Consider the following 12,903-nt stretch of genomic DNA (forward strand, 5'->3'; position numbering starts at 1 on the left):
GATCTATTCCCGGGCACCTCTACGACGTCACGACCCCCGCCGCCTCCCCCGTCGCGTTGCCCGTCGTCGCCGCCTTCGGGATCGGCCGGTCGTTCTTCAGGGCCGTCCATACCTGCTCGGCCTTGGACTCCAGGACGACGACCCGGTTGGGGTCGGCGGGGTCGTACTGGACCGGCATCGTGACCATGTGCATGTTCGACGCCTTGATGCCCTTGAGGCCGTTCGCCCAGGCCATGAGGGAGTTGACCGTGCCGAGGTCGGAGTCGGTGGTGACCGCCTTCGTCGCGCTGTCGGCGAGGCCGTACAGCTTCTTCGGGTTGGTGAAGAGGCCGACCTGGCGCACCTGCTGGACCAGCGCCTTGATGAAGGCCTGCTGGAGCTGGATGCGGCCGAGGTCGGAGCCGTCGCCGACGCCGTGCCGGGTGCGGACCAGGCCGAGGGCCTGCTCGCCGGTGAGCGTGTGCGTGCCGGCCTCGAGCTTCAGATGGCTGTCGGGGTCGTCGATGGCCTTGGTGGTGGTGACCTCGACGCCGCCCAGCTCGTCGATGAGCTTCTCGAAGCCGGAGAAGTCGACCTCGAGGTAGTGGTCCATGCGGATGCCGCTGATCGACTCGACGGTCTTCACCGCACAGGCCGCGCCGCCCGTCGAGTACGCCGAGTTGAACATCACGCCGCTCGCCGCGTCGTGCGTGACGCCCCGGGTGTCGGTGCACTCCGGCCGGTCGATCAGGGTGTCGCGCGGAATGGAGACCACGCTGGCCTTCTCGTGGCCCTCGTACACGTGGACGATCATCGCCGTGTCGGAGCGGGCGCTGCCGTCGTCGGTGCCGCCGCCGAGCTTCTTGTTGGCGCCGGAGCGGGTGTCCGAGCCGAGGACCAGGATGTTCTCGGAGCCGTTGTCGACCTTGGCCGGCCGGTCGGTACCCAGTGCCTGGTCGATGTCGACGGTCTTGATGTTGCCGTTGAGCTTGAAGTACAGATAGCCCGCGCCCGTGCCGCCCAGGACCACGATCCCCGCGGCCGTCCAGGCCATGATCAGCAGTCCCTTGCGCCTGCCCCGCTCTTTGCGGTGGCGCGGGACGCTGCTGCTGGTGTCACCCGGTATGCCGGGCTCCGGCGTGCTCTCGGCGGACATGTGCTCCTCTGTTCTCGTGCAACCTCACCATCGTCACTCCGCCCGGTCAGACGGGGAAACTCGGGACAGGGTTGCACGACGCTCTGTGCCCGAACCGCGGGGGTTCGTGCACAGAGCGTGTCCAGAGGCCGGGGCGAACCCCCGCTCACCTGCGCTTACGGCCGAACTCAGCCGAACAGGTCGTACTGCTTGAAACCGGTACCGAGCGACACCCTTGTGGCAAAGATCTCGCTGGTCGTCTTTCCGGTGCCCTTGTAGAGGTACAGCGTGCCGGCGGGCGTACGGGCCAGCAGGTCGGCCTTGCCGTCGCCGCTGACGTCCCCGACGGTGGCGAAGACGTTGTACGTCGTGCTGGACCAGGTGGCGACCTTCACGCGGGCCGCGAAGGCGCCCGTGCCGGCCTTGCCGGTGCCCTTGAAGAGGTACACGACACCGGTGCTCTTGTTGCGGGCCAGCAGGTCCGCGCGGCCGTCGTTGTTGAAGTCGCCGTGCCCGCGCACGACGTTGTACTGGTTCCAGCCGGTGCCGACCTTCACGGCCGTCCCGATCTTGCCGTTGCCCAGGCCCGGGTGGATCCACAGCACGCCCGCGGAGTCGACGGAGAGCACGTCCGGCAGGGTGTCGCCGGTGACGTCACCGGGAGCGACGATCGCCAGGCGGGTCTTCCAGTTGTCGGCGAGCAGGCTGCTGACCCAGGTGTCGGTGGACGGCACGTAGTGCCGCCAGTAGACGTCACCGTCGGACGCGCGGCGCTGGATCAGGTCCTGGAAGCCGTCCCGGTCGAGGTCCGTCTGCACCACCAGGTTCCAGGCCGAGTACGAGCCCCAGGACACCCGGGAACCCAGCGAGGTGGCCTTGGAAGGCAGCTGGTAGCCGGTCTTGGTGGAGGAGTTGCGCACCCACACGTCGGCGTAGTGGTCACCGGTGAGGTTGCTGTCGTCGATGCGCGGGTAGGTCGCGCCGACGTAGGTGGTGACCTTGGAGAAGACGCTGTACGCGCCCTGCGCGACGCAGTCCTTCACGCCCCACGACACGACACCCACGATCCTGTCGCCGACCACGAGCGGGCCGCCGGAGTCGCCGTTGCAGGCGGAGGTGGTGCCGGTGTCGGAGCCGGTGGCGGGGTTGCCCGCGCACACCATGTGCCCCGCGATGAAGTCGGTGCCGTAGGCGCCCGAGCAGGTGGCGTTGGACTGGATCGGCAGCTCGGCCGTCTTCAGCAGATCCGAGATGTCCTGGTTGGTGGAGGTGGTGCGCCCCCAGCCGAAGACCTTGGCCGTGGTACCGGCCGTGTACGACGCGGTGTCGCCGGCCGTCGTCATCGGGATCGGCTTCGCCTTGACCGGGGTCGGCAGGGTCAGCAGGGCGATGTCGTTGTCGATCGTCACGTCGCTGTACGACGGGTGGTTCCACTGGCGCCAGACACCGCGCGCGGTGCCGCCGTGCAGGTCGAGGTTGCCGCTGGAGTCCTCCGACAGCAGCTGCGCGGTGCCGGTGACGACGACGCCGTGGGCCTTCCAGTTGTAGCCCTTGACGCAGTGCGCGGCGGTGAGGATCTTCGTCGGGGCGACGACGGCGCCACCGCAGAAGAAGCCGATGTCGTCGCTGATGGTGCTGGTGCCGCGGTCGTCGCCGTACCAGAGCTGGGCCATCCAGGGCGCGTTGGCGATCGTCGTCGTGGAGCCGCCGATGATCTTCGGGTCCACGGAGGCGGAGCCGGAGCCGGTGCTCGCGCTCAGCGACGCCTTCGAGGACGTCTCCCCCGCGGTGTCGTCACCGGCGAGGGCGATCGCCAGGCGGGCGTCGATCTCGGCGGTCGACGGCGAGGTGCGCACCGGCGTCGGTGCCGCCGTGGCCGCGTCGGCCGTCGTCGTCAGGAGCACTCCGCCGACGGCCGCGGCCAGCGTGGCCGCCGCGACCGGCAGAGCGAAACGTATCCGGCGTCTGTGCCGGCCCCCGGACATACGTGTACCCACTCGTGTCCCCCCTCGGGATCAGGAAGTTCGGGATCGGTCCCGGCTCGACGAGCCGACCGAGGGGCGTGATCCTAACAACGGCCACGGACAACGCGGAGGGCCGCCCCCGGTTGCGGGAGCGGCCCTCTGCTACGGCGTGCGGCGCTGGATCAGTCGTTGCCCGGCGACGGCGTCGTCTTCTGGATCTGCATCAGGAACTCGGCGTTCGACTTCGTCTGCTTCATCTTGTCGAGAAGCAGCTCGATCGCCTGCTGCTGGTCGAGCGCGTGCAGCACACGGCGCAGCTTCCACACGATGCCCAGCTCCTCGGCACCGAGCAGGATCTCCTCCTTGCGGGTGCCGGACGCGTCGACGTCCACCGCCGGGAAGATGCGCTTGTCGGCGAGCTTCCGGTCGAGCTTGAGCTCCATGTTGCCGGTGCCCTTGAACTCCTCGAAGATCACCTCGTCCATGCGGGACCCGGTGTCCACCAGGGCGGTGGCGAGGATGGTGAGCGAGCCGCCGTCCTCGATGTTGCGGGCCGCACCGAAGAAGCGCTTCGGCGGGTACAGGGCCGTCGAGTCGACACCACCGGACAGGATGCGGCCGGAGGCCGGGGCGGCGAGGTTGTACGCACGGCCCAGACGCGTGATCGAGTCGAGCAGCACGACGACGTCGTGACCCAGCTCCACCAGGCGCTTGGCGCGCTCGATGGCGAGCTCGGCGACCGTGGTGTGGTCCTCGGCCGGGCGGTCGAAGGTCGAGGAGATGACCTCGCCCTTGACCGACCGCTGCATGTCGGTGACCTCTTCCGGACGCTCGTCGACCAGGACGACCATCAGGTGGCACTCGGGGTTGTTGTGCGTGATCGCGTTGGCGATCGCCTGCATGATCATGGTCTTGCCGGTCTTCGGCGGGGCCACGATCAGACCGCGCTGGCCCTTACCGATCGGCGACACGAGGTCGATGATGCGGGTCGTCAGCACGCCCGGGTCCGTCTCCAGACGGAGGCGGTCCTGCGGGTAGAGCGGGGTGAGCTTGTTGAACTCCGGGCGGCCGCGGCCGTGTTCGGGCGCCATGCCGTTGACGGAGTCCAGGCGGACCAGCGCGTTGAACTTCTCGCGCCGCTCGCCTTCCTTGGGCTGCCGGACCGCGCCGGTGATGTGGTCGCCCTTGCGCAGGCCGTTCTTGCGGACCTGGGCGAGGGAGACGTACACGTCGTTCGGGCCCGGCAGGTAGCCGGAGGTCCGGATGAAGGCGTAGTTGTCGAGGATGTCCAGGATGCCCGCGACGGGGATCAGGACGTCGTCGTCGGCGAGCTGCGGCTCGGCGGCGCCGATCTCGTCACGCCCACGGCGGCCGCGGCGGTCGCGGTAGCGGCCGCGACGCCCGCGACGGCCGTCGCCGAAGTCGTCGTCGTCCTGCGGACCGGCGTTACGGTCCTGGCGGGTCTGCTGCTGGGTCTGCTGGCCGCGCTGCTGCTGGCCGCCCTGCTGCTCGTCGCCCTTGCCGCGGCGGTCCCCGCGGTCACCACGGTCACCACGGTCACCGCGGTCGCGGTCCCGGCCGCGCTCACGGCGGTCACGGCGGCGGCCGTCGGCCTCACCGGCGTCGACGGTCTTGGCCTCGGCCTGCGGCTGCGCGGCCGTCTCGGCCTTGGGCTCGCTCTTCGCCTCGGCGACGACCGTCTCGGGGCTGCCCGCCTCGGCGGTGGCGCGGCGACGACGGCGCTCGACGGGGGCGTCGTTGCTGGCCGGCTGGCCGGGGATCTCGATCTGCTGCTGGGCCACGGCCTTCTCGGCGGGGGCCTCGGCGGCCTTGGCGGCGTCCGCCTTCTTCTCGGCCGCGACGTCGCCGGTCCGGGCCTTGGAGGTGGCGCGGCGCTTGGGCTTGGTCTCGGCGGCCGGGGCGTCGGCCTTCGCCGGCGCGGCGGCGCCGCCTCCGGCCTGCGCCTCCTTGATGACCTCGATCAGCTGGCTCTTGCGCATCCGCGCGGTGCCCCTGATGCCGAGGCCGGATGCGACCTGCTGAAGCTCGGCCAGCACCATGCCCTCGAGGCCGGTACCGCGGCGCCGCCGGGAGCCGGCACCGGTGGCAGGCGCGGAGGCGTCCGTGGCGGGCGCGGCAGCGGTCTCCTCGACACGTGCGCCCATCAGATCGGTGGTGTCGCTCACGAAGGGTCCTTCCCTGGAGCGGACGTCGGCCTGTCTGGCTCGGCGACCGGTTGTGCTGTCCGACTTCGGTCCTTGCTGAGGCGAAGCCGGGGCGGTGGTCCGCCCAAAGCGGCGGAGGAAAATTTGCTGGTGATGGCGCTTCCCCGACGATCCGTGGCACCCAGTGTCACGTGGCGTGGTAGCACCGATTCCGGAGCGTGCCCTGCGGACCGCTCAGCGTCGGTGTACGGCGTACTGCCCAGATACGACATACGGAACGCAGTGCGGCTTGGGGAGCTCCCGGAAGAATGTCTGTCCCGGACGGGGACACGAAGCACCTCGCCATGGTGGGGTCGGGTGCAGACTTGAGGTTAACACTACCGGATCCAACAAACATTCCCCCTCTCGAAATCCGGCGACGGTGCGCTAAATGTCGCCGGAATGCGTGTCACCCGCCGGTGCGAGCGGCAGCACGATCGCGCCCTGCAGGTCCAGGGCCAGCCGGTTCGCGGCCCAGTCCGTGCCCGCCAGAGCCTCGACCTTGTCGGCCGTCCCCGCGTCGGCCAGCGCCATCACGGTGGGTCCGGCGCCGGAGATCACCGCGGGGATCCCGTCGGCGCGCAGCCGCTCCACCAGGGCGGCGCTGTCCGGCATCGCGGGAGCGCGGTACTCCTGGTGCAGCCGGTCCTCGGTGGCGGGCAGCAGCAGCTCGGGGCGCCTGGTCAGCGCCTCGACGAGCAGGGCGGCACGGCCCGCGTTGGCGGCGGCGTCGACGTGCGGCACGGTGCGCGGGAGCAGTCCGCGCGCCGTCTCGGTCAGTACCGGCTTTCCGGGCACGAAAACCACCGGAACGATGGAATCGGCAGGCTCCATCCTGATCGCCCGCGCGGCGCCGGACTCCATCCAGGACAGGGTGAATCCGCCGAGCAGACAGGCCGCGACGTTGTCGGGGTGGCCCTCGATCTCGGTCGCCAGCTCCAGCAGGGCCGCGTCGTCGAGCTTGCTCTCGCCGCCTATGGTCACCGCGCGCGCGGCGACGATGCCGGCGCAGATCGCGGCGGAGGAGGAACCGAGGCCGCGGCCGTGCGGGATGCGGTTGGCGCAGACGATCTCCAGGCCGCGCGGCTGGCCGCCCAGGACGTCGAAGGCGGTGCGCAGGGAACGGACGAGAAGGTGCTTCTCGTCACGCGGCAGCGTCTCGCTGCCCTCCCCCGCGATGTCGATGTGCAGCCCGGCGTCGGCCACCCGGACGACGACGTCGTCGTAGAGCCCCAGCGAGAGGCCGAAGGCGTCGAAGCCCGGGCCGAGGTTGGCGCTGGTGGCGGGAACGCGCACCCGTACTGCGGCGGCGCGGAAGGCGGGACCGGCCATCTCGCGATGACTCTCCTTGAGCTGCGTGATTGTCGAATGACATTCGATACGTACGTGGAAACCCTGGGGCCGCGAGGCGGCGCGGCGACCACGTCGACGACACGATCGCTGCGCGGCACTGCGGCATATGCGGCAGGCGGGTTCAGTACAGCCTATCGAAGGAAGGTTCTGCGGCGACATAGGGCGCACAGGAGGCGCACGATGCGTGTCGTAAGCCCCCTGTGCACCCCCGGCAGGGAAACCTCCCTGCCGGGTCACGCGCGGGTCGCAGCCGGGCGGCGTCAGGAGCCGCCCGGACCGCTTGCGCGAGGTACGCGACGTCGCCAGTTACGCGAAGTACACCGGTTACGCGAGAGTTACGCGAGTCCGAGGCGCTCGGCCGCCGTCGCCGCGTCGACCGGGACGGTGACCGGCTGCGGTGCGCCGGCGACGGCCCAGTCGGGGTCCTTCAGACCGTTGCCGGTGACCGTGCAGACGATCCGCTGGCCCGGGTCGACCTTGCCCTGCTCGGCCGCCTTCAGCAGACCGGCCACGGACGCGGCGGACGCGGGCTCGACGAAGACGCCCTCCTGAGCGGCCAACAGCCGGTAGGCGCGCAGGATCTCACGGTCCGTCACCTCGTCGATGAACCCGCCGGACTCGTCCCGCGCGGCCAGCGCGAGCTGCCAGGACGCCGGGTTGCCGATACGGATGGCGGTGGCGATGGTCGACGGGTCCTTGACGACCTCGCCGCGCACGATCGGGGCGCTGCCGGACGCCTGGAAACCCCACATACGGGGCGTCTGCGCGGCGACACCGTCGGCGGCGTACTCCCGGTAGCCCTTCCAGTACGCGGTGATGTTGCCCGCGTTGCCGACCGGCAGGACATGGATGTCCGGGGCGTCGCCCAGCATGTCCACGATCTCGAACGCGGCCGTCTTCTGCCCCTCGATACGCACCGGGTTGACCGAATTGACCAGCGCCACCGGGTAGTTGTCGCTCAGCTTGCGGGCGAGGGTGAGGCAGTCGTCGAAGTTGCCGTCGACCTGGAGGATCTTCGCGCCGTGGACGAGGGCCTGGCCCATCTTGCCGAGCGCGATCTTCCCCTGCGGCACGAGCACGGCGGAGACCATCCCGGCGCGCACCGCGTACGCGGCGGCGGAGGCTGAGGTGTTGCCGGTGGAGGCGCAGATGACCGCCTTCGCGCCCTCCTCCTTGGCCCGGCTGATGGCCATGGTCATACCGCGGTCCTTGAAGGAGCCGGTGGGGTTGGCGCCCTCCACCTTCAGGTGGACCTCGCAGCCCGTGCGCTCGGAGAGCACCTGCGCGGGCACGAGGGGCGTGCCGCCCTCACGGAGCGTCACGACGGGCGTGCTGTCGGATACCGGCAGCCGGTCCCGGTACTCCTCGATGATTCCGCGCCACTGGTGGGTCATTGCTGGTTACTCTCCTTCAACCCGCATGATGCTGGCGACACCCCGCACGGTGTCGAGCTTGCGCAACGCCTCGACGGTCCCGGTGAGGGAGGCGTCGGACGCGCGGTGGGTGACGACGACGAGAGAGGCCTCGCCGCCTCCGTCCTGCCGTCCTTGCTGGCGCACCGTATCGATGGACACGCCGTGCTCCGCGAACACGGTGGCCACCTGGGCGAGAACACCCGGTTTGTCGGCCACGTCCAGACTGATGTGGTAGCGCGTGACGACCTCGCCCATGGGCGACACCGTCAGGGCGGCGTACGCCGACTCGCCGGGCCCCGTCGCCCCGCTGAGCCGGTTGCGGCACACGGCGACGAGGTCGCCGAGCACGGCGGAGGCGGTGGGGGCACCGCCGGCGCCGGGGCCGTAGAACATGAGCTGCCCGGCCGCGTCCGACTCGACGAACACGGCGTTGTAGGCGCCGCGCACCGAGGCGAGCGGGTGGCTCAACGGAATCATGGCGGGGTGCACCCGCGCGGTCACGGACCCCCCGTCGGCGGCCCGCTCACAGATGGCGAGCAGCTTGATGGTGCAGCCCATCTCCTTGGCGGAGGCGAAGTCGGCCGCGGTGACCTCGGTCATGCCCTCGCGGTAGACGTCGTCGAGACGCACGCGCGTGTGGAAGGCGATCCCGGCGAGGATGGCGGCCTTGGCGGCGGCGTCGAAGCCCTCGACGTCGGCGGTCGGGTCGGCCTCCGCGTATCCGAGGGCGGTGGCCTCGTCGAGGGCCTCCTGGTAGCCGGCGCCCGTGGAGTCCATCTTGTCGAGGATGAAGTTGGTCGTCCCGTTGACGATGCCCATCACCCGGTTGATCTTGTCGCCGGCGAGGGACTCGCGCAGCGGCCGGATCAGCGGGATGGCGCCGGCGACGGCGGCCTCGTAGTAGAGGTCCTTGCCGTGCTCGCCGGCCACCGCGTGCAGCGCGGCGCCGTCCTGGGCGAGGAGCGCCTTGTTGGCGGAGACGACCGAGGCTCCGTGCTCGAAGGCGGTGGTGATGAGGGTGCGGGCGGGCTCGATCCCGCCGATGACCTCGACGACGACGTCGATGTCCCCGCGTTTGACCAGGGCGGTGGCGTCGGTGGTGACGAGGGCCGGGTCGATCCCGTCGCGGACCCTGGAGGGCCGCCGTACGGCCACACCGGCCAGCTCCACGGGGGCGCCGATCCTCGCGGCGAGGTCGTCGGCGTGCGTCGTCATGATGCGCGCCACCTCTGAGCCGACCACTCCACAGCCCAGCAGCGCCACCTTCAGCGGACGCGTACGCATCATCCGACCTCGTTTCCTCATACCGTCTACGGTTGCACCAGTCTCACTCACCGGACCGGAGTTTCTGCCCCTGGTCCGGATCGTGAGACATGTATTTCATTTTCACAGGGGCGGCGGACCGAAGATTCTCCCGCCCCTGTTTCTTCATCTTTTCCGCTCTCACGGAACTCCTGCCTACCCGACGTCGAGCCGCAGCAGGTCCTCCTCCGTCTCCCGGCGGACGATGACCCGCGACGCGCCGTCGGCCACGGCGACGACCGGCGGCCGCGGCACGTGGTTGTAGTTGCTCGCCATGGACCGGCAGTACGCACCCGTCGCCGGTACGGCGATCAGGTCACCCGGTGCCAGGTCGCCCGGCAGGAACGCGTCCTTGACCACGATGTCCCCGCTCTCGCAGTGCTTGCCGACGACTCGGGCGAGCATCGGCTCGGCGTCGGAGGTGCGGGAGACGAGGGAGACGCTGTACTCCGCGTCGTACAGCGCGGTGCGGATGTTGTCCGACATCCCGCCGTCGACGGAGACGTACGTCCGCAGGCCGTCCAGTGGCTTGATGGTGCCGACCTCGTAGAGCGTGAAGGCGGTGGGCCCGACGATGGCGCGCCCCGGCTCGACGGAGATACGCGGCGTGCGCAGCCGCGCCGCCTCACACTCACGGGTGACGATCTCGGTGAGCGCCTTGGCGATCTCGTGCGGTTCGCGCGGGTCGTCGGCGCTGGTGTACGCGATCCCGAGCCCGCCGCCGAGGTCGATCTCGGGCAGCTCGACGCCGTGCTCGTCGCGGATGTCCTTGAGCAGGCCGACGACCCGGTGCGCGGCGACCTCGAAGCCCGACATGTCGAAGATCTGCGAGCCGATGTGGCTGTGGATCCCGATCAGCTCAAGACCGTCGAGCTGAAGGGCCCGCCGTACGGCCTCGGCGGCCTGTCCGCCGGCCAGCGGGATCCCGAACTTCTGGTCCTCGTGGGCGGTGGCGATGAACTCGTGCGTGTGCGCCTCGACCCCGACGGTGATCCGGATCTGCACCCGCTGCCGCTTCCCCAGGGACTGCGCGATGTGCGCGACCCGCACGATCTCCTGGAAGGAGTCGAGGACGATCCGCCCGACACCGGCGTGGATGGCCCTCTCGATCTCTGCCACGGACTTGTTGTTGCCGTGCAGGGCGATGCGGTCGGCGGGCATCCCGGCGGACAGGGCGGTGGCGAGTTCGCCGCCCGAGCAGACGTCGAGGTTGAGCCCCTCCTCGTGCAGCCACCGCACGACCGCGCGGGACAGGAACGCCTTGCCGGCGTAGAAGACGTCGGCGTCGGCCCCGAACGCGGTGCGCCACGCACGGGCACGGGCCCGGAAGTCGGCCTCGTCGAGGACGTAGGCGGGGGTGCCGTGCTCCTCGGCGAGCGCCTTGACGTCGACACCGCCGACGGTGAGGACACCGTCGCCGTCGCGCGCGACCGTCTGCGCCCACACCTTGGCGTCAAGGGCGTTGAGGTCGGTGGGCGGGCCTGAGTAGTGGCCCTCGGGGAGGACATCGGCGTGACGGGGCCCGGCGGGGTGGGCGGATCGGCTCATCTTCGGCGTGCTCTCTCAGAGATGGTTCAGAGGTGGTCGGGTGCGTCGATGCCGAGCAGGGACAGACCGCCGGCCAGCACCGTCCCGGCGGCTTCGGCGAGCGCGAGCCGGGCCCGGTGGGCGGCCGTGGGTTTCTCCTCACCACGGGGGAGGGTCGCGGGCAGCAGCTCGAGCGTGGCGTCGGCGACGGCGACCAGATGCCGGGCGAGCCGGGCGGGGGCGCCGATGCCGTCGGGACGGGGGAGGGGGGCGGCGGTGGCGAGGATGCGGGGGTAGTCGGTGAGAAGAGGGAGAAGGGGGTGAAGCAGGAGGGGAGGGAGGAGGGGAGGGAGGAGGGGAAGGAGTCCGGTGCCGGGCTCGGCGGCGAACCCGAGGGCGGTGGCATTACGGCTCACGGCCCGGGTGCGGGCGTGGGCGTAACGGACCCGGAAGAGGGGGTTGCCCTCCCGCTGGACCAGGTGATCGGCGGTGACCCGGGGCCGGTCGTGCGGAGCGGGGTGCAACAGGGCCCAGCGCGCGGCGTCGGGGCCGAGCGGGGTGGGATCCTCGGAAGCCGGGACGGGCCGGACATTGGCGGGTTCCCGATGCTCGACCTCGACCCGCCCGCCCTGCGAGCCGACCATCCGCGCGAGCACGTCGGCGACGACCTCGGCACGGACCTCGTAGGGCACCCGCAGCACGTAGACCTGACCGGCGAGGGCGTCGGTGTGCCCGTACCGCGTCCCCTCTCGGCGGATCCGCCGGACGAGGGCGGTGGAAACGGCGGCGTGGTCGAGGCTGATGTTGAGGAAGCCGGGCCCGGTGATCTCGACGCCGGTGACGCCCTCGGCGCGGGCGAGGTACGGCCGGAGCACCTCGGCGACGCGCAACGGGGGTTGTCCGGCGGGCTTGGCCAGTTGGAGAGCGATGTTGGTCGCGTAGTCCCCCGAACCACCCGGCCCCGGCGGCGTGACAACGGCCCGCTCGGGCACGACGACACTCAGCTCCCCCGCGTCGACAGCACGACGCACCGCGCACAGCACGGTACGGGAGAGCTCGACGGGGGTCACGGGACAAGCGTATGGGAGGAGGGGGGTGGGTAGGCGAGCCGGTTTGGGCGAGGTCCCGGGATGTGGACGGTGGGGGGCGGGGGTGGCGGGGGTGCGGTAGGGCGAGCAGGTATAGCGGCCGAGGGAGGGCGGGGGTGCGGGAGGGCGGGCAGGCAAGGCGGCCGAGGGACGGCGGGGGTGCGGTAAGGCGGGCAGGCAAGGCGGCCGAGGGACGGCGGGGGTGCGGTAAGGCGGGCAGGTAAAGCGGCCGAGGGACGGCGGGAGTGCGGATGGCGACAACGGCGGTGCGGGTGGCGACAAGGGGATGGCGGGATCGCGGCGGGACCGCGCACGAGGTCGGCCGGTCCCCTACTCCCCTCCCTGCCCTCCGGTGGCCCCGCTCCCCTGCCCAGCGCCGAGCACGGTGCCCAGCCCGAGACCGAGCCCCACGCCATCCCTCCCGGCATCGGGGTCGCCACCCGGCCGCTCCCGCTCCCGCTCCCGCTCCCGCTCAAGCAACTGCCGTACGAGGGTGACGAGTTCGTGGGGCTCGAACGGCTTGGCGAGAAAGGCGTCGACACCGACCTCGAGCCCGGTCTCGACCTCGTACTGCGTACACGCACTGATGATGGCGAGGGGAAGATCACGCGTCCTCGGATCGGAACGCAGCCGAGCGGCGGTCCGCAGACCGTCCAGTCGAGGCATGACGACATCAAGGGTGACGACATCCGGTCGCACCTGATGAACGACTTCCAGACACTCGGCACCATCGGACGCGGTCACGACCTCGAGACCCTCCAGCTCGAGATTGACCCTGATCAGCTGCCGGATGACCTTGTTGTCGTCCACAACAAGCACCCGACCCGACGCGCCTGGCACAACTCGAGAGTAGGTCCGCACCGGCCACCGCGTCCGGGTTTTCCCCACTTCCACCCCGTGCGGGCGACCACCCCCGGAAACCCGTTCCTGACCACC

The 12,903-nt window shown here is 70.7% G+C and carries 9 protein-coding genes; all 9 read right to left on the reverse strand.

What is annotated here, in order from left to right:
• Positions 1 to 19: 19 nt before the first annotated feature.
• Positions 20 to 1,135 (reverse strand): LCP family protein, encoded by a 1,116-nt coding sequence (locus tag ACZ6D7_RS09540; RefSeq protein ID WP_469486160.1) that lies wholly within the window; start codon positions 1,133 to 1,135, stop codon positions 20 to 22.
• A 167-nt stretch (positions 1,136 to 1,302) separates the two neighbouring features.
• Entirely contained in the window at positions 1,303 to 3,099 is a 1,797-nt protein-coding gene (locus tag ACZ6D7_RS09545) for a trypsin-like serine protease (RefSeq protein ID WP_469487886.1), read from the reverse strand.
• 161 nt (positions 3,100 to 3,260) lie between these two features.
• Positions 3,261 to 5,264 carry a transcription termination factor Rho gene (gene rho, locus ACZ6D7_RS09550; protein ID WP_469486165.1) on the reverse strand — a complete coding sequence of 668 codons (2,004 nt, stop codon included), beginning with the start codon at positions 5,262 to 5,264 and terminating at the stop codon, positions 3,261 to 3,263.
• Positions 5,265 to 5,669: 405 nt separating this feature from the next.
• Positions 5,670 to 6,614, reverse strand: a complete 945-nt coding sequence (gene thrB / locus ACZ6D7_RS09555; RefSeq protein WP_469486167.1) for a homoserine kinase — start codon at positions 6,612 to 6,614, stop codon at positions 5,670 to 5,672.
• A 356-nt stretch (positions 6,615 to 6,970) separates the two neighbouring features.
• Positions 6,971 to 8,029 (reverse strand): threonine synthase, encoded by a 1,059-nt coding sequence (gene thrC, locus ACZ6D7_RS09560; protein ID WP_469486170.1) that lies wholly within the window; start codon positions 8,027 to 8,029, stop codon positions 6,971 to 6,973.
• Between the two features lie 6 nt (positions 8,030 to 8,035).
• Entirely contained in the window at positions 8,036 to 9,334 is a 1,299-nt protein-coding gene (locus ACZ6D7_RS09565) for a homoserine dehydrogenase (RefSeq protein WP_469487889.1), read from the reverse strand.
• Between the two features lie 174 nt (positions 9,335 to 9,508).
• On the reverse strand, positions 9,509 to 10,900 hold the full coding sequence (gene lysA, locus ACZ6D7_RS09570; RefSeq protein ID WP_469486174.1) for a diaminopimelate decarboxylase: 1,392 nt from the start codon (positions 10,898 to 10,900) through the stop codon (positions 9,509 to 9,511).
• A gap of 26 nt (positions 10,901 to 10,926) precedes the next feature.
• Positions 10,927 to 11,949 carry an ArgS-related anticodon-binding protein NrtL gene (gene nrtL / locus ACZ6D7_RS09575; RefSeq protein ID WP_469486177.1) on the reverse strand — a complete coding sequence of 341 codons (1,023 nt, stop codon included), beginning with the start codon at positions 11,947 to 11,949 and terminating at the stop codon, positions 10,927 to 10,929.
• 348 nt (positions 11,950 to 12,297) lie between these two features.
• Entirely contained in the window at positions 12,298 to 12,777 is a 480-nt protein-coding gene (locus tag ACZ6D7_RS09580) for a response regulator (RefSeq protein ID WP_469486180.1), read from the reverse strand.
• Between the last annotated feature and the right edge of the window lie 126 nt (positions 12,778 to 12,903).

This window comes from Streptomyces sp. NPDC041784 (assembly GCF_055591025.1).